16 protein-coding genes are annotated in these 15,754 nt (G+C 67.4%); 11 read left to right on the plus strand and 5 right to left on the minus strand.

Translation table 11 applies throughout. The features are described 5' to 3' along the window. Positions 1-10: 10 nt before the first annotated feature. From AU072_RS19565 to AU072_RS19575, 3 genes are all read right to left on the minus strand, one after another. The gene (locus AU072_RS19565) at positions 11-1,057 is read right to left on the minus strand and encodes an NAD(P)-dependent alcohol dehydrogenase (RefSeq protein ID WP_064415340.1); all 1,047 of its coding nucleotides are present in this window, start codon (positions 1,055-1,057) and stop codon (positions 11-13) included. Between the two features lie 138 nt (positions 1,058-1,195). Next, on the minus strand, positions 1,196-1,471 hold the full coding sequence (locus AU072_RS19570) for a YciI family protein (protein ID WP_064415351.1): 276 nt from the start codon (positions 1,469-1,471) through the stop codon (positions 1,196-1,198). 10 nt (positions 1,472-1,481) lie between these two features. Further along, on the minus strand, positions 1,482-2,597 hold the full coding sequence (locus AU072_RS19575; RefSeq protein ID WP_064415341.1) for an iron-siderophore ABC transporter substrate-binding protein: 1,116 nt from the start codon (positions 2,595-2,597) through the stop codon (positions 1,482-1,484). Positions 2,598-2,755: 158 nt separating this feature from the next. On the opposite strand from AU072_RS19575, the gene ctaD reads away from it, so the two are divergent. Then, on the plus strand, positions 2,756-4,501 hold the full coding sequence (ctaD, locus tag AU072_RS19580) for an aa3-type cytochrome oxidase subunit I (protein ID WP_064415352.1): 1,746 nt from the start codon (positions 2,756-2,758) through the stop codon (positions 4,499-4,501). Positions 4,502-4,511: 10 nt separating this feature from the next. Continuing rightward, the gene (gene serB, locus AU072_RS19585; protein WP_064415342.1) at positions 4,512-5,753 is read left to right on the plus strand and encodes a phosphoserine phosphatase SerB; all 1,242 of its coding nucleotides are present in this window, start codon (positions 4,512-4,514) and stop codon (positions 5,751-5,753) included. A 98-nt stretch (positions 5,754-5,851) separates the two neighbouring features. Here serB and yczR read toward each other — a convergent pair whose 3' ends face one another. After that, positions 5,852-7,294, minus strand: a complete 1,443-nt coding sequence (yczR, locus tag AU072_RS19590) for a MocR-like transcription factor YczR (protein ID WP_064415343.1) — start codon at positions 7,292-7,294, stop codon at positions 5,852-5,854. A 64-nt stretch (positions 7,295-7,358) separates the two neighbouring features. Here yczR and AU072_RS28350 point away from each other — a divergent pair, with 64 nt between their 5' ends. From AU072_RS28350 to AU072_RS19620, 7 genes are all read left to right on the plus strand, one after another. Continuing rightward, on the plus strand, positions 7,359-7,514 hold the full coding sequence (locus AU072_RS28350) for a hypothetical protein (RefSeq protein ID WP_165595627.1): 156 nt from the start codon (positions 7,359-7,361) through the stop codon (positions 7,512-7,514). 135 nt (positions 7,515-7,649) lie between these two features. After that, on the plus strand, positions 7,650-8,492 hold the full coding sequence (locus AU072_RS19595) for an ABC transporter ATP-binding protein (RefSeq protein WP_064415344.1): 843 nt from the start codon (positions 7,650-7,652) through the stop codon (positions 8,490-8,492). Then, positions 8,489-9,346: an NUDIX hydrolase gene (locus AU072_RS19600; RefSeq protein WP_064415345.1), complete on the plus strand. Its 858-nt coding sequence runs from the start codon at positions 8,489-8,491 to the stop codon at positions 9,344-9,346. Before AU072_RS19595 ends, AU072_RS19600 begins: the two co-directional genes overlap by 4 nt. Continuing rightward, positions 9,343-9,990, plus strand: a complete 648-nt coding sequence (locus AU072_RS19605; RefSeq protein WP_064415346.1) for an enoyl-CoA hydratase — start codon at positions 9,343-9,345, stop codon at positions 9,988-9,990. The genes AU072_RS19600 and AU072_RS19605 overlap by 4 nt, the downstream gene beginning before the upstream one ends. Before the next feature lie 11 nt (positions 9,991-10,001). Continuing rightward, positions 10,002-11,102: a class I SAM-dependent methyltransferase gene (locus AU072_RS19610; RefSeq protein ID WP_407937616.1), complete on the plus strand. Its 1,101-nt coding sequence runs from the start codon at positions 10,002-10,004 to the stop codon at positions 11,100-11,102. Between the two features lie 2 nt (positions 11,103-11,104). Continuing rightward, on the plus strand, positions 11,105-12,268 hold the full coding sequence (locus AU072_RS19615) for a class I SAM-dependent methyltransferase (RefSeq protein WP_064415347.1): 1,164 nt from the start codon (positions 11,105-11,107) through the stop codon (positions 12,266-12,268). 65 nt (positions 12,269-12,333) lie between these two features. Continuing rightward, entirely contained in the window at positions 12,334-13,026 is a 693-nt protein-coding gene (locus AU072_RS19620) for an esterase (protein ID WP_064415348.1), read from the plus strand. A gap of 24 nt (positions 13,027-13,050) precedes the next feature. Here the strand turns inward: AU072_RS19620 and AU072_RS19625 are convergent, their stop codons facing one another. Further along, positions 13,051-14,355, minus strand: a complete 1,305-nt coding sequence (locus tag AU072_RS19625; RefSeq protein WP_064415349.1) for a BamB-related PQQ repeat family beta-propellar protein — start codon at positions 14,353-14,355, stop codon at positions 13,051-13,053. Positions 14,356-14,435: 80 nt separating this feature from the next. Here AU072_RS19625 and AU072_RS19630 point away from each other — a divergent pair, with 80 nt between their 5' ends. Beyond that, the gene (locus tag AU072_RS19630; RefSeq protein WP_064349682.1) at positions 14,436-15,173 is read left to right on the plus strand and encodes an acyltransferase; all 738 of its coding nucleotides are present in this window, start codon (positions 14,436-14,438) and stop codon (positions 15,171-15,173) included. 249 nt (positions 15,174-15,422) lie between these two features. After that, positions 15,423-15,754 (plus strand): IniB N-terminal domain-containing protein (locus tag AU072_RS19635; RefSeq protein WP_217266028.1); only part of this gene is annotated, 332 nt, incomplete at its 3' end.

Consider the following 15,754-nt stretch of genomic DNA (forward strand, 5'->3'; position numbering starts at 1 on the left):
GGCGAACCGACTACGAACGCAATGACTTTGTATCGATCACGAAGCGGTACCGCACATCGCTGGCCACCACCCGCTCGTAAGCCTCGTTGATGTAATCGGGTGCGATGACTTCGATCTCGGGTCGCACGGCGTGCTCGGCGCAGAAGTCGAGCATTTCCTGCGTCTCGGCGATACCGCCGATCAGCGACCCTGCGAGGCGGCGCCGGCCGGAGATCAGCGCGCCGGCGGGCACCGACATAGGCTTTTCCGGCATACCGAGTTCGACCATCGTGCCGTCGAGTGCGAGCAGTCCCAGATAGCGCCCAAGGTTGAGGTTGGCCGACACCGTGTTGAGGATCAGGTCGAACGATGAACGCAGCGTGGTGAACGTCTCGGGGTCGGAGGTCGCGTAGTACTCGTCGGCGCCGAGACGCAACCCGTCCTCCATCTTCTTCAGCGACTGGCTCAGCACCGTCACATGGGCGCCCATCGCGTGCGCGAGCTTGACGCCCATATGGCCCAGCCCGCCGAGCCCGATGACCGCGACCCTTGTTTCCGGGCCGGCATTCCAATGGCGCAAAGGCGAATACAACGTGATACCGGCGCACAGCAGCGGCGCCGCGGCGTCCAGCGGGAGGCTGTCGGGAATGTGCAGCACATAGTTCTCGTCCACCACGATGGCGCCGCTGTAGCCGCCCTGCGTCAGCTCACCGTCACGACCGATCGCGTTGTACGTGCCGACCATCCCCTTGACGCAATACTGTTCCTCACCCGCGCGGCACTGCGCACATTCGCGGCAGGAATCGACGAAGCAGCCGACGCCGACGCGGTCGCCGACCGTGAAGCCCGTCACCTCCGAACCGACCTCGGTGACGACGCCGGCGATTTCGTGGCCGGGAACCACCGGATACTTCGCGCGGCCCCACTCGTCGCGCACGGTGTGGATGTCGGAGTGGCAGATGCCCGCAAAGTGAATGTCGAACGCCACATCGTGCGGTCCGACGTCGCGGCGGGTGATGGTCGTCTTGACCAGTGGTTCGGACGCCGACGGTGCGGCATATGCGGCAACGGTGCTCATTACGACCTTCTTCTTTTCGTTCCGATCAACTATCGACAAGAGCCGTCGCTGACGCCGCGATCGGCCTCACACGACCAACGGGGTGGCCTGCCCCGATGATTCCGGCCGAAGCTGTGAGTTTTCTCCCAGAGACCGCGGCTAGAGACCGGCCGCCCGGAATGCCCCGTTGAATGACAGCCGGTCGTAGCGCGCGACACCGGCCGACGTGTAGGGATCCCGGTCGACGATGTCCTGCGCCTGCTCGGCATCCATGTCGCCGGTGATCAGCACGGCGCCCGACTCGTCCTCCAGGCGGCCCGCCAACACGATCCGGCCGGCGCTGACCTCCTCCTTGAGCCATTCGAGGTGAGCAGGCCGGGTCTGGTTGATGACCTCGGGCGGTTGCAGGTAGGTCGATTTCAGGACGTGGAACACGCCGACCACGCTAATTGATCGGGGCGTTGAGCCATTGCAGGTCGGCGAGCATGCCACGTGCGGCCACGATGTTCTCTCCGGTCTGCCACACCTCGTTGTTGACCGCGAAGACCCGGTTGTCGCGCGTGGCGCCCAGCTTCTTCCACGCATCGCTCTCGAGCACCGCTGGCGCGCGGTCGCGCGCGGCCGGCGAGTCGAAGGACACGTAGACGATGTCGCCGTCGGCGATCGACAGGTCGGGATCGTCGGCGAGGTCGGTGTCGGAGACTCCCACCTCGATGTACGGCTTGTCGGTAAAACGTTGTGTGACAGGCCGATCGACCCCGACGTCGGCCAGCACGCTGCCCGGGAAAGTGTCGACACCGTAGACGCGCATCGTGGTATCGGTGAACTGCACGACCGACGCCTGGAAGTGGGTGGCGTCGTTGTCGGCGCCGGTCTTGTCGGCGGCGCGGTGAAATCCCTCGACCAACCCGTTCGCGGCGTCCTGTCGACCGGTCGCGGCACCCACGGTGCGCAGGTTGTCCTGCCACGCCGCCCCGGGCGGGCCGGAGAACACCGTCGGTGCGATGTCCGACAGCGGGCCGAACGCTTCGGGGGTCAACGCGTGCGAACCGAGGATCAGGTCGGGCGCCGCGGCGCGGATGCCGTCGAGGTCCGGTTCGCTACGGGTGCCGACTCCCGGCACGTCGTGGATCACCTGGCCCAGGTATGACGGCTGGCTGTCCGAGCCGTCGGGCAGCGCGGCGGCCACGATCCGCGACTGCAGCCCCAACGCGCACAGAGCGTCGAGCTGATCGCCCGAGAGCACGACTATGCGCTGGGGGTCCGCGCGGACCAGGGTCTCACCCGCGGCGTGGCGCACCATCCGCTCCGGCGGTCCGGGATCCACCGCTGCCGGCTCGGCCGGACACGATTCGTCGGGGCGTCGCTGATTACCGAGCACCCCCGCGCCGGCGATCTTCGTCGTGCTGGTGACGATCGTCTGGGGGGCGGCGGTGTCGGAGGCCTCACCATCGGGGGAGCCGCAGCCGCTCATTACGGTCATGCCGACGGCGGTGGCGAGCGCAGCCAGGCCCAGCGTCCTGGCGGCCACGAGGCCCGTGCGCGGTGCGCCGATCAACACGTCGCCGACGGTAACATCCGGCCAGCTCCCGGGCCGAAAGCCGAGTGCCCGCCAATTACGACGCCTTGTAGGACCCCCGAGCAGGCGCGCTCGGGCGGCGGCTAGGATTCATCGAGACCACCGCCGGGATGTCCCGACCTGGATGTATGGAGGACCTGTTGGTAGCCGAAGCGCCCCCTATCGGAGAACTCGAGGTACGGCGTCCGTTCCCGGAGCGACTCGGCCCCAAGGGCAACCTGATCTACAAGCTCATCACCACCACCGATCACAAGATGATCGGCATCATGTACTGCGTCGCCTGCTTCATCTTCTTCTTCATCGGCGGGCTGATGGCGCTGTTCATGCGGACCGAGCTGGCGCTGCCCGGGCTGCAGTTCCTGTCCAACGAGCAGTTCAACCAGCTGTTCACCATGCACGGCACGGTGATGCTGCTGTTCTACGCGACCCCGATCGTGTTCGGGTTCGCCAACCTGGTGCTGCCGCTGCAGATCGGCGCCCCCGACGTCGCGTTCCCCCGCCTGAACGCCCTGTCGTTCTGGCTGTTCGTGTTCGGCGCCCTGATCGCGATCTCCGGCTTCATCACCCCCGGCGGTGCGGCCGACTTCGGCTGGACGGCGTACGCGCCGCTGAGCAACGCGATCCACTCACCGGGCGCCGGCGGTGACCTGTGGATCCTGGGTCTGGCCATCTCGGGTCTGGGCACCATCCTCGGCGGGGTGAACATGATCACCACCGTGGTGTGCATGCGCGCACCCGGTATGACGATGTTCCGGATGCCGATCTTCACCTGGAACATCCTGGTGACCTCGATCCTGGTGCTGCTGGCCTTCCCGCTGCTGACCGCCGCGCTGTTCGGTCTGGCGGCCGACCGGCATCTGGGCGCGCACATCTACGATCCGGCCAACGGCGGGGTGCTGTTGTATCAGCACCTGTTCTGGTACTTCGGCCATCCCGAGGTGTACATCATTGCGTTGCCGTTCTTCGGCATCGTGTCCGAGATCTTTCCGGTGTTCAGTCGTAAGCCGATCTTCGGCTACACCACGCTGATCTACGCGACCATCGCCATCGCCGCGCTCTCGATCGCGGTGTGGGCGCACCACATGTACGCCACCGGCGCGGTGCTGCTGCCGTTCTTCTCGTTCATGACGTTCCTGATCGCGGTGCCGACGGGCATCAAGTTCTTCAACTGGATCGGCACGATGTGGAAGGGCCAGTTGACCTTCGAGACACCGATGCTGTTCTCGATCGGCTTCCTGCTGACGTTCCTGCTGGGCGGCTTGTCCGGCGTGTTGCTGGCCAGCCCCCCGCTGGACTTCCACGTCACCGACAGCTACTTCGTCATCGCGCACTTCCACTACGTGCTGTTCGGCACGATCGTGTTCGCGACCTATGCCGGGATCTACTTCTGGTTCCCGAAGATGACGGGCCGGTTGCTCGACGAACGGTTGGGCAAGTTGCACTTCTGGCTCACGTTCATCGGGTTCCACGTCACGTTCCTGGTGCAGCACTGGGTGGGCGACGAGGGTATGCCGCGCCGCTACGCCGACTACCTGCCGACCGACGGATTCACCACGCTCAACGTCGTGTCGACCATCGGCGCCTTCATCCTGGGCATCTCGACGCTGCCGTTCGTGTGGAACATCTTCAAGAGCTGGCGCTACGGTGAGCCGGTCACGGTCGACGATCCGTGGGGGTATGGCAACTCGCTGGAGTGGGCGACCTCGTGCCCGCCGCCGCGGCACAACTTCACCGAGCTGCCCCGAATCCGTTCGGAGCGACCGGCTTTCGAGCTGCACTACCCGCACATGGTGGAGCGGATGCGTGCGGAGGCACACGTCGGACGCGCCCACGGGCCCGCGGACGGCGATGTGACACGGCTGGACGACGCGAACGTCCGTACCTGACGATCGCGGCATGACCGGCAAATCACGCGAACGCGCGTCGCTGCTGATCACGGTCACCGGCCGCGACCAACCAGGCGTCACCTCGGCGTTGTTCGAGGTGCTGTCGCGTCACCAGGTCGAGCTGCTCAACGTCGAACAGGTCGTGATCCGCGGCCGATTGACGCTGGGTGTGCTCGTCGCGGGGTCGGCGGAGGCCGCGGGCAGCGCCGAGCTTCGGGACGCCGTGACGGCGGCGATCCGCGACGTGGGCCTGGAGGTCACGATCGAACGCAGCGACGGCGAGCCCGTCATGCGGGAACCGTCGACGCACACGATCGTCGTCCTCGGCCGGCCGATCACCGCCGAAGAGTTCGGTGTGGTGGCCCGCGAACTCGCGCGGCTCGAGGTCAACATCGACACGATCGGTGGCATCTCGGATTACCCGGTGACGGGATTGGAGCTGCGCGTCTCGGTGCCGTCTCGCGCGGTCTACGAGGAACTGCAGCAGGCGCTGGCACGCGTGGCGGTCGCCCAGGAGATCGACGTCGCGCTCGAGGACTACAGCCTGACGCGACGGGCCAAGCGGCTCATCGTGTTCGACGTCGACTCGACGCTGATCCAGGGCGAGGTGATCGAAATGCTGGCGGCGAAGGTGGGCGCGGAGGCCGCGGTCGCGGAAGTCACCGAGGCGGCCATGCGCGGCGAACTGGACTTCGCCGAATCCCTGCACCGGCGCGTGGCGACACTCGCGGGTCTGCCCGCGTCCGTACTCGATGACGTCGCCGATCAGATCGAGTTGACGCCCGGTGCGCGTACCACGTTGCGCACGCTTCGGCGGCTGGGATACCACTGCGGCATCGTGTCGGGCGGCTTCCGTCAGGTCATCGAACCGCTCGCACACGAGCTGATGATGGATTTCGTCGCCGCGAACGAACTGGAAATCGTCGACGGCAAGCTGACGGGCCGGGTGATCGGCCCCGTCATCGACCGAGCCGGAAAGGCCAAGGCACTCAGGGATTTCGCACAGCAGGCCGGTGTGCCGATGGAGCAGACGGTGGCCGTGGGCGACGGCGCCAACGACATCGACATGCTCGCCGCCGCGGGTCTGGGTGTGGCGTTCAACGCCAAGCCGGCGCTCCGGGAGGTCGCCGACGCGTCGCTGAGCCAGCCGTACCTGGACACCGTGCTGTTCATTCTGGGCGTCACGCGCGGTGAGATCGAGGCCGCCGATGCCGTCGACGGTGTGGTGCGACGGGTCGAAATCCCCGACTGAGTGCGGCCCTCCGTGTGGCGCGAGCGACCGCATTTTTACGTGCGCCCGCGGCGTGTCGAGGGGCAGACGCGGTCGCTCGCGGGGGAGGGGAGGCCGCGCTAGACCACGACGGTCGTCGGCTCAGGCGCCGACAGTCCGGTGACGCTGCGCCACGCTCGCGCCAGCAGTTCCACCGCCTCGCTCAACTGTTCCTCGGGCAGCGCGTACGGGACGCGGACGAACCGCTCGAGGGTGCCATCCACCCCGAACCGCGGGCCCGCGGGCAGATCGAGGCCCAGCCGGGAGGCCGCCGCCGACAGCGCGGTACTCATCGGGGCCGGCAGCCGCACCCACAACGACATGCCGCCCGCGCCCGGTCCCGGATCCCAGTCGGGCAGGTGCTGACTCAGCAGCGACTGCAAATATGCGCGACGGCTGCGCAAGATCTCGCGCCGCTCGGGCAGTAGTTCGTCGCGTCGGGCGAGAAGTCTTGCGGCGGCGCACTGTTCGAGTATCGCAGTGCCCATGTCGATCGACGGCCGCAGCGCGGCGATCGTGGCGATGGTGGCGCGCTCTGCGCGGATCCAGCCGACCCGCAGCCCGCCCCAGAAGGACTTCGACATCGAGCCGACCGTCAGGACCAGATCGCGTCGCGACGTCATTTCGCCCGCCACCGGGCCGGGTGGGGGCTCGTCCAGCCACATGTCGAGGATCGTCTCGTCGATGACGGTGCGGGTGCGGGTCTCGGTGATGATGCGCGCCAGCTGATTCCGGTCCGCAGCGGGCATCGTCATACCGGTCGGGTTCTGGTTGTCGGGGATCAGATACGCCAGCGTCGGTGACATCTGGTGCAGCGCGTTCCGGAGTGCGTCGAAGTCCCAGCCGCTTTCGGTCATCGCGACCGGAACGGGGCGAGCGCCCGCGGTCGTAATGGAAGACAGCGCACCGTGATATGTCGGTTGTTCGACGAGTACGCGGTCACCGGGCTGGACATATGTGGTCAGGATCAGTCCGATGGCGTGCAACGCCCCGGTGGTCACCATGATCTCGTCAGGCTCGGTGGGAAGCCCACGTTCGCAGTATCTTTCGGCGATCGCCTGTCTCAGCGCCGGTACACCGATGAGTTCGTGTCCCGGCGCGTGCAGATACGGCGTGACGTCGCGGGTCGCCTCTGCGAAAGCCTCCATCACCGCGGCGGCGGGCGCCGACAACGCCGCCGCGGCCAAGCTGACCGACGGTGCAGCGGGCTCGATGCGCGCGGCGGGCGCGACGGGCAGCGCCGTGGTGCTGCGGGCACCGCGGCGCGCGACGAGGTAGCCGTCCTCCTGTAGCTGGGTGTAGGCGGCAGTGACCGTCGTGCGTGACACCCGCAACGTGTCGGCGAGTGCGCGTTCGCTGGGCACTCGCGCCCCGACGGGGACGCGTCCGTCGATGATCAGCAGACGAAGAGCATCGGCCAGACCCTGGTAAGCCGGCCCACTTCGACTGGACGTCCGCCAGCTTCCCAACTCGCGGGCCAGAAGTTCCACATTGAGCGTGCGTGCAGGCACTTCGAGAGTCATTGCAGGCCAGTATGGTCTAACTGGCTATTGAATAGCAAGCCAGTTCGCCGCAACCATGGAGTTCATGAGCTTGAACTGGATACCTCGACTGAGCCGCCGCCTCGCCTCGACCCTGGCGTGGCAGCCGCCGGTCGCGCGCGCCGACTACGAAGACCGCGACGCCGAACGCATGGCCCGAGAACTCGAACTCATCAAGGTGCGCTTCCCCCACCATGCGTAGGGGCGTCGTCCGCAGCCTCGTTCTCATCGTCGGGTTGACCGCCGAGGCTCGCCGCAGGCGCGCGGTCGATTTGGGCGTGAAATCGATCGCTGGCCGAACGGAATCACGCACAAGTGGCCTGTCTACGATGGGCGAGTGCCCACCGCCGAAGGAGATGCAGCCGACCCCGATGTGCTGATCGACTTCGCCAAGGTGTCGTTGCGGCGCGGGGGACAGACCCTGATCGGACCCGTCACGTGGGCGGTCGAACTTGACGAGCGCTGGGTGGTCATCGGGCCCAACGGCGCGGGCAAGACCTCGCTGCTGCGCATCGCCGCCGCCCTGGAGCACCCGTCGACGGGGACGGCGTACGTGCTCGGTGAACGACTCGGCCGAACCGATATGTCCGAACTGCGCTCGCGGGTCGGCCTGAGCAGTTCGGCGTTATCGCAGCGGGTGCCCGACGGTGAGGTGGTGCGCGATCTCGTGGTCTCGGCCGGCTACGCGGTGCTGGGCCGCTGGCGCGAGGCCTACGACGACGTCGACTACGAGCAGGCGGTCGACATGCTCGAGAGCGTCGGCGCCGAACACCTGGCGTTGCGCACATACGGCACGCTGTCCGAAGGCGAACGTAAGCGCGTGCTGATCGCGCGGTCGATGATGACCGACCCGGAACTGCTGCTACTCGATGAGCCCGCCGCGGGACTGGACCTCGGCGGACGCGAGGAACTTCTGGCCCGGCTCGAGGATCTGGCCGCCGACCCGGACGCCCCGGCGATGGTGTTGGTGACCCACCACGTCGAGGAGATCCCGCGCGGCTTCTCACACGGACTGATCCTGTCCGAGGGCAAGGTGATCGACTCCGGGTTGTTGCCCGATGTGCTGACCGCCGAAAACCTCTCCAAAGCCTTCGGCCAGGCGATCACGCTCGAGGTCGTGGACGGGCGGTATTTCGCGCGCCGTGCCAGGAGTCGGGCCGCGCATAGGAGACGAGCATGACCGAACAACCAGCCGAACAGCCGCTGACGCCGCGGCCCGCCTCGACCGTGATGCTGATCCGCGACAAGCGGGAGGGGCATGCGCGGGGAGTCGAGGTTTTCCTGATGCGGCGGCACTCGGCGATGGATTTCGTCGCCGGCGTCATGGTGTTCCCCGGCGGCGGTGTCGACGATCGCGATCGCGACGCCGACATCGACTGGTTCGGTCCCGAACCCGGCTGGTGGGCAAAGCGTCTGAACGTGGAGCCGAACCTGGCGCAGGCACTGGTGTGCGCAGCGGCACGCGAGACCTTCGAAGAGTCCGGGGTGCTGTTCGCCGGCGCCGCGGACGACCCGGATGTCCTGGTCGACGACGCCTCGGTCTACCACGAGGCGCGCGCCGCGCTGGTCAACCGGTCGCTGTCGTTCGCCGACTTCCTTCACCGCGAGAAGCTGGTGCTGCGCGCCGATCTGCTTCGGCCATGGGCCAATTGGGTGACGCCGAAGGAAGAACGCACCCGTCGCTACGACACCTACTTCTTCGTTGGTGCGCTGCCGGACGGACAACGCGCCGACGGCGAGAACACCGAGACCGACACGGCCGACTGGATCACCCCGGAGCAAGCGCTCGATGATTTCGCGGCCGGCCGGACGTTCCTGCTGCCTCCGACATGGACTCAGCTGGACTCGCTCGCCGGCCGCACCGTTGCCGAAGTGCTTGCGGTGGAACGTCAGATCGTCTCCGTCACACCGCATCTGGCCGCGAACAAGGACATCGGCAACTGGGAGATCGAGTTCTTCGACAGCGACCGGTACAACGCCGCCCGCAACCGCCGCAGCCCCGAGGGCTACGGGTCCGACGCGCGCCAGGCATGAGCGAGTTCGTCTCGGTTCACACCAGCGATGAGCATCCGGGTATCGCCACGCTGCTGCTGTCGCGGCCACCGACCAATGCCCTCACCCGCCAGGTCTACCGCGAACTGGCCTCCGCCGCGCGAAGCATCGGCGATCGCGACGACGTCCATTCGGTGATCGTGTACGGCGGCCACGAGATCTTTTCGGCCGGCGACGATGTCCCCGAACTGCGCACCCTCAACGCCGAGGAGGCCGACACCGCCACGCAGGTTTGCCGCGAGGCCGTCGACGCCATGGCAGTCATCCCCAAACCCACCGTCGCGGCGATCACCGGCTACGCGCTGGGGGGCGGGCTGACGCTGGCGCTGGCGGCCGACTGGCGGGTCTGCGGTGACAACGTCAAGTTCGGTGTGACGGAGATCCTCGCCGGGCTCGTGCCCGCGGGCGGCACCGCCCGACTGGCCCGCACCGTCGGCCTGAGCAAGGCCAAGGAGCTGGTCTTCAGCGGCCGGTTCATCGACGCCAAAGAAGCGCACGCGCTGGGCCTCGTCGACCAGATGGTGGCGCCCGACGGGGTCTACGACGCCGCGCTGGCCTGGGCGCAACGGTTCGTCGAGCACCCACCCCAGGTACTGGCTGCGGCCAAGGCGACGTTCGACCTCTAGGCTGCGCTGTTATGAGCTTTGAGGAAACCGACACGGTAACTGATGTCGCCGGCTCCGCGGCTGCTGGGTCTGATGTCGCCGGCTCGGCGGCTCCGGTGCCTGATGTCGCCGGCTCCGCGGCTCCGGTGCCTGATGTCGCCGGCTCCGCGGCTCCGGTGCCCAATCCGCACGCCACCGCCGAACAGGTCGAAGCCGCCCGCCACGACTCCAAACTGGCCCAGGTGCTGTACCACGATTGGGAAGCCGAGAGCTACGACGAGAAGTGGTCGATCTCCTACGACAAGCGCTGCGTCGACTACGCCCGCGACCTTTTCGACGCGACCGTTCCGTTCTCCGAGCAGCGCAAGCTGCCCTACGAACGGGCGTTGGAGCTCGGGTGCGGCAGCGGGTTCTTCCTGCTCAACCTGATCCAGGCCGGCGTGGCCCGGCGCGGCTCGGTGACCGACCTGTCACCGGGCATGGTCAAGGTCGCCACCCGAAACGGCGAGAACCTCGGTCTCGAGATCGACGGGCGAGTGGCCGACGCGGAGGGCATCCCGTACGACGACGACACCTTCGACCTCGTGGTCGGTCACGCCGTGCTGCATCACATTCCCGATGTCGAGCTGTCGCTACGCGAGGTAGTGCGGGTGCTCAAGCCCGGCGGCCGGTTCATCTTCGCCGGTGAGCCGACGAACGCGGGGGAGAACTATGCCCGCCCGCTGTCGACCCTGACCTGGCGGGCGGTGACCAATGTGACGAAGCTCCCGGGACTCTCGGGTTGGCGTCGCCCCCAAGCCGAACTCGACGAGTCGTCACGCGCGGCCGCATTGGAGGCGGTCGTCGACCTGCACACCTTCTCTCCGGGCGATCTGGAGCGCATGGCGCACAACGCAGGCGCCGTCGAGGTCTCCACCGCCACCACCGAATTCACCGCCGCGATGCTGGGCTGGCCGCTGCGCACCTTCGAGGCCGCCGTCCCGCCGGGCCGATTGGGTTGGGGCTACGCGAAATTCGCATTCCACAGCTGGATCACGTTGAGTTGGATCGACGCCAACCTCTGGAGCCGCGTGGTGCCGAAGTCCTGGTACTACAACGTCATGATCACAGGGGTCAAGCCAGCCGCGTCGTGACAGTGGCGTTCGGCGTCGAGGACGTCGACTACCTGCGCAGCGCGGCCGGCGTCGACGCTCTGCGGGAAACCGCCACGTTGCCGTTGACGGCCAAGACGCTGATTGCCGATATCGCCTCGGCGCGTGCGCGTTTCGGTGATCGCGCCGCTGTGCTGGTCGAGACAACGCTGCTGCGTCGTAAGGCGGCGGCCAAGCTCTCGAAACCGGACGGCTGGCTGTTCACCGGCGAAGCCCTCCAGCAGGCCACCGCCGAACCGGTCGCCCGGCACCGCGCCCGTCGGCTCAGCGGAGCCGTAGTGCACGACGCGACTTGTTCGATCGGCACGGAGTTGGCCACGCTCCGCGAAGCGGCGGAACTCGTGATCGGAAGCGACATCGATCCGGTCCGGATCGCGATGGCGCGCAACAACGTCGAGGGTGTGGACCTCTGCCGCGCCGACGCCCTGCGGCCCATCACGCATGACACGGTCGTCGTGCTCGACCCGGCCCGACGCAGCGCCGGGCGGCGCCGGTTCGACCCGCGTGACTACGCGCCCCCGCTTGACGAGCTGCTCGACGTGTATCGTCAACGCGACATCGTCGTGAAGTGCGCTCCCGGAATCGATTTCGACGCCGTGAGACGGCTGGGCTTCGACGGTGAAGTCGAGATCACCTCTCTGGCGGGCAGCGTGCGTGAAGCGTGTTTGTGGTCGGCCGGCCTCACCGAGGGTGAGATCCGGCGCCGAGCCTCGTTGCTGGACACCGGCGAACAGATCACCGACGCCGAACCCGACGACTGCGCAGTCGCGCCCGCCGGGCGGTGGATCGTCGACCCGGACGGCGCCGTCGTGCGTGCGGGGCTGGTCCGCCACTACGCCGCACGGCACGGGCTGTGGCAGCTCGACGCCGCCATCGCCTACCTGTCGGGCGACCGGCTTCCGCCGGGTGTACGCGGTTTCGAGGTACTCGAGGAAGTGGCTTTCAGCGAACGGCGTCTGAGGACGGCGCTCGCGGCGCGTGACGTCGGCGCGGTCGAGATCCTCGTGCGCGGGGTCGACATCGACCCCGACGCGCTGCGGCCGCGGCTTCGCCTGCGCGGCTCACAGCAAGCCTCGGTCGTGATCACCCGCATAGGGGCCGGAGCCGCAAGCCGGGCAACGGCATTCATTTGTCGTCCGTCGCGCTGACCGTCCACGTATCCTTGCGGGACGCGCCGGTATCAGGGCCGGCGCCGACTGCGAGGACGTCGACGATGCGCAATCCCAGGTGGACCGCTCTGTTCGCGGTGGCCGCCGTCGCGGGCGCCATCGCCAGCCCCGCGGCCGCCGCCCAACCGGGCTGCGCCGACCTGCAGGGCACGGTGGGGCCGGATCAGATCTGCCGGGTGCACGTCGAAACGCCGAACTACACCTTCGAATTGAGTTTCCCCAACGACTATCCCGACCAAGCGCCGCTGGTGGCATACCTCACGCAGGCGCGCGACGGGTTCGTCAACGTCGCCGAGAATCCGGACGCGGGCAGACTGCCTTATGAACTCGACGCCGAAGGCACCGGCTACCAATCCGGACCGCCGAACAGAGGCACCCGCAGCGTGGTCTTCACCGTCTGGCAGAACGTCGGCGGGGTGCGTCCGCAGACCTTCTACCAGTCGTTCAACTGGAACCTGGCCACGAATGCGCCGATCACCTTCGACACCTTGTTCAAACCGGGCTCTGAACCGATGGACGTGATCTACCCAGAGATCGATCGGTACCTGCAGAAGCAGGGCATGAGCGCCCCGGTTCCACAGGGCGAAGGTACCGATCCCGCGAACTACCAGAACTTTGCGCTGACCGACGATTCGCTGATCTTCTTCTTCAGCCAGGGCGGGCTGTTCCCCGAATCGGCGGGCCCCGTTCAGGCGACGGTGCCGCGCGCCGCGGTGGCGCCGATGCTCGCGCTATAAGGGTCGGGTCCGCGCCGAACTGCACTACGCCGGTGCGAAGCCGTACACCATGCCGTCGCTGGTGGCGGTGACCACGCGGCGGTCTTTTCCGATGGAGACGCCGACCGGCCACCCCGTTGCCCTGGGCAGCGGATAGCTGTTGAGGGTGCGTCCGTCGGCGGGATCGAAGACCAGCAGCGCCTGCCCGGCGTCCTCCCCGTCGCCGTCGCGGACGACGGTGTAGGCGACGTCGGCACCGGATCGACTCGACGTCGACAGCGGTGTGAGGTCGTCGCGGGTCCACTGCACCTCGCCGCGATCGCCCTCGTCTTTGATGCCGGTCAGCTTCGCCCCGGGCCCGCCGCCCGCGACGATCAGCCCGTCCGGCGACACGGAGGGTGGGGTCTGGGCGAGGTAGTCGAGCGGCACCGACCACTTGGCCTTGCCATCGGCGGTGTGGAGCGCCCACAGTCGGTCGTCGCGTCCGTTGACGTAGACGGTTGATCCGTCGGCCGAAAACACCGGGCTGGCAAGGGGTCCGCCGCCGACGGCGTCGCTGGTCCACTCGCGGGTCAAAAACGGCGACTGCCCGGGCCGGTAGCGCAGGCCCACGAGGATGGGCGCGTCGGCACCCGGCGCCCACAGTGAGAGGACGATGGTACCGCTGGCGGAGGCGAACGCCGGTGCGGCGGCCACCGGGCAGCGGGGGCGAGCCGGCCGGCAGTCGGCGAGCCCGCGCTCGGCATCCTTCGGGTCGACCCCGGCGACCAGGTCGAGCGGGCTGCCTTCGACCGTGCCGCGGTGGGCGTCGAAAACCAGCACCTGGCCCAGATGCGTCACGACCAGCAGGTGGCCCGGGCTCAGGATCCGCGCTGTGGTCGGCATCCCGATGACCGGTTGACGCCAGCGAATCCACTGCGTCGGCGGGAACGACAGCATGGCACCGGGCTGTCCGATGTAGAGGTTGTCGAAGCCATCAAAGAGGGGGCTCGACGCACCGCCGCCCTGTACGAGGCGGGTGCACCAACGTTGCCGGGCCTTGTTGTCGGCCTCCCACACCATCAGCGAGCAACCGTCAGGGGTTTGCGCGTTGACGGCTAGATGGCTGCCGGAGCCGAGTGCCACCGCGGCCGCGAGGTCGCCCTTGACCGACCGCGCCCATTCCAGGCGCAGCGTGTCGGCGCCCGCGACCGGTTGGTAGCTGCTGTTGGCGGCGTCGCCGTATTGAGCGGCCCAGCCGTCAGCGGCCTTGGCGTCGACCCAGGAGACGGTGTCCTGGCAGCCCGCCAGTGTGGCCGTGATCAGCGCTGTCAGTACTGCCATCGCCAGCACGGTCAATCGCCGGAACACTCGATCCTTCCCGTTCCTCGTCATCGGTCCACGTGAGGGTAACCGTTCCGGACGGGAACCCTCGCGTAGGCTTTCCGGCCATGACGACCATGTGGGGCGCGCCGCTGCACAAGCGCTGGCGAGGGTCGCGACTGCGTGACCCGAGGCAGGCGAAGTTCCTGACCCTGGCGTCGCTGAAATGGGTGCTGGCCAACCGTGCCTACACCCCGTGGTACCTGGTGCGGTACTGGAGATTGCTGAAGTTCAAGCTGCGCAATCCGCACATCATCACGCGAGGGATGGTCTTTCTCGGCAAGGGCGTCGAGATCGAGGCGACGCCGGAGCTGTCGACGATGGAGATCGGCCGCTGGGTGCACATCGGCGACAAGAACACCATCCGCTGCCACGAAGGTTCGCTGCGATTCGGCGACAAGGTGGTGCTCGGCCGCGACAACGTCATCAACACGTACCTCGACATCGAGTTGGGTGATTCGGTGCTGATGGCCGATTGGTGCTACATCTGCGATTTCGACCACCGCATGGACGACATCAACGTGCCGATTAAGGATCAGGGAATCGTCAAGGGGCCGGTGAGAATTGGGCCCGACACCTGGGTCGGCGTCAAGGTTACGGTGTTGCGCAACACCACGATCGGGCGTGGTTGCGTGCTCGGATCGCATGCGGTCGTGCGCGGCGACGTGCCCGACTTCTCGATCGCGGTCGGCGCGCCCGCGAAAGTGGTCAAGAACCGTCAACTCGCATGGGAGACATCGGCGGCGCAGCGCGCGGAACTTGCCGCGGCCCTCGCCGACATCGAGCGCAAGAAGGCCTCCCGCTAGCGTTCCGTTTCTGCGCGAGCGACCGTGTCTGTGCACGACGCGCCGCTGGATTACGACACTCTGCGGACGCTCGTCGCCGTTCGGCGACCGCAAACCGCCCCCTAACCCCCTAACAGGGGCACGCGCCCACCCTGTATCCGTTTGCCGCGGGTAGGGGGCTTCGACCCGTTTTCGCGGCGTTTGCGGATCCATAACGTTCGCATCAGTTTGCCGGAGGTCGGCGACCAGGCATCCGAAAGGACAACGGAGATGAACGTAATCGACTGGATTCTGAACCTGTTCCGCGACGAGGTCTCGGCTCAGGCCTTCGTCGACGACCCGGAACGCGCCATGTGCGGTGCCGGCGTGCAGAACGTCTCGGCGGCCCAGCTTCAGCACGCCGCCGCGGCGGTGGCGCCTGCGGCGGTGGTGCATGGTGGTGGTGATCCGGTGGTGGGTTTGCAGCAGGCGGTGGCCCAGACTCACGGGATCGCGTTCACCCCGCAGCGGCAGACCGAGGCGTTCTCCAACAACGACACGCTCAGCCACAACGACACCCGGTTCTTGAGCCCGGAGACCAACACGGTCAACCATGCCGGTGA

It is taken from the genome of Mycolicibacterium novocastrense, assembly GCF_001499835.1.
GTDB classification, from domain to species: domain Bacteria; phylum Actinomycetota; class Actinomycetes; order Mycobacteriales; family Mycobacteriaceae; genus Mycobacterium; species Mycobacterium novocastrense.

What these genes read in the sequence shown, in the direction of transcription:
- AU072_RS19600 (WP_064415345.1), top strand. Translation starts at nt 8,489, where the DNA reads ATGACCGAACAACCAGCCGAACAGCCGCTGACGCCGCGGCCCGCCTCG.
- AU072_RS19605 (WP_064415346.1), top strand. Translation starts at nt 9,343, where the DNA reads ATGAGCGAGTTCGTCTCGGTTCACACCAGCGATGAGCATCCGGGTATC.
- AU072_RS19610 (WP_407937616.1), top strand. Translation starts at nt 10,002, where the DNA reads ATGAGCTTTGAGGAAACCGACACGGTAACTGATGTCGCCGGCTCCGCG.
- AU072_RS19620 (WP_064415348.1), top strand. Translation starts at nt 12,334, where the DNA reads ATGCGCAATCCCAGGTGGACCGCTCTGTTCGCGGTGGCCGCCGTCGCG.
- serB (WP_064415342.1), top strand. Translation starts at nt 4,512, where the DNA reads ATGACCGGCAAATCACGCGAACGCGCGTCGCTGCTGATCACGGTCACC.
- AU072_RS19565 (WP_064415340.1), bottom strand. Translation starts at nt 1,057, where the DNA reads ATGAGCACCGTTGCCGCATATGCCGCACCGTCGGCGTCCGAACCACTG.
- AU072_RS19630 (WP_064349682.1), top strand. Translation starts at nt 14,436, where the DNA reads ATGACGACCATGTGGGGCGCGCCGCTGCACAAGCGCTGGCGAGGGTCG.
- AU072_RS28350 (WP_165595627.1), top strand. Translation starts at nt 7,359, where the DNA reads ATGAGCTTGAACTGGATACCTCGACTGAGCCGCCGCCTCGCCTCGACC.
- yczR (WP_064415343.1), bottom strand. Translation starts at nt 7,294, where the DNA reads ATGACTCTCGAAGTGCCTGCACGCACGCTCAATGTGGAACTTCTGGCC.